Raw genomic sequence first — 1040 nt, forward strand, 5'->3', positions numbered from 1 at the left:
GGGAGAGGGGAGCGACGGCTCCGGGAAGGTCGCGACGGGAGTCACATCCACCAGCGTCGCGCTGCCCCTCTCCCGACCCCCTTCGGGGGCCACCCTCCCCCGCAGAGGGGGGAGGGAAAAGCGGCGCGGCGCCCGAAGACGGCCTGGGCTGGCCCCAGATCGTCCGCCTCGGCCTGGTCCAGACCGCCCTGGGCAGCGTCGTCGTGCTGATGACCGCGACGCTGAACCGGGTGATGGTGGTGGAGCTGGCGCTCCCCGCCCTGGTGCCGGGGTTCCTGGTCACCCTGCATTACGGCGCACAGGTCCTGCGCCCGCGCTGGGGCTACGGCTCCGACCGGAGCGGGACCCGGACCCCCTGGATCGTCGGCGGCATGGCCGCGCTCTGCCTCGGCGGGTTCGGGGCGGCCTGCGGCACGGCGCTAGCCGCCACCGACCTCGTGCTCGGCCTCGCCCTGGCCGCCCTGTCGTTCCTGTGCGTCGGGATCGGGGCCGGGGCGGCCGGGACGTCCCTGCTGGTGCTGCTGTCGGGGGGCGTGGCGCCGGCCCGGCGCGGGGCGGCGGCCACCATCGTGTGGGTGATGATGATACTGGGCTTCGCCCTAACGGCGCCGCTCGCCGGGCACTTTTTGGATCCGTTCTCCGGCCTCAGGCTGGTCGCCGTGTCGGGCACGGTTTCGGCGATCGCGTTCTGCGTCGCCGTGCTGGCGCTGGCCGGAGTCGAGCGGCGCCTGCCCGCCCGGGCGCCCGAGCCCGAAGTGGCCAAAAAACCGTTCTTCACGGTGCTGGCCCATGTGCTCGCCGATCCGCTGGCGCGGACCTTCACGATCTTCGTGTTCGTCTCGATGCTGGCCTACAGCGCCCAGGAACTGATCCTGGAGCCCTATGCCGGGCTGGTCTTCGCCATGAGCCCGGGAGCCACCACCAAGCTCGCCGGGCTCCAGCACGGCGGCGTGCTCGCCGGGATGCTGCTGGTGGCGGGCGTGACGCTGGCGGCGCGCGGCACCGCGCTGGCCTCCCTGCGGCTCTGGATCGCGCTGGGC

General features: G+C 73.7%; 1 protein-coding gene. It reads left to right on the forward strand.

Annotated features, from left to right (window positions below; all coding sequences use genetic code 11):
- Positions 1–209 precede the first annotated feature (209 nt).
- Positions 210–1040: MFS transporter (locus FV228_RS30700; RefSeq protein WP_246694096.1), on the forward strand; the 831-nt coding region annotated here is incomplete at its 3' end.

This window comes from Methylobacterium sp. WL18 (genome assembly GCF_008040015.1).
In the GTDB taxonomy this organism is placed as follows: Bacteria; Pseudomonadota; Alphaproteobacteria; order Rhizobiales; family Beijerinckiaceae; genus Methylobacterium; species Methylobacterium mesophilicum.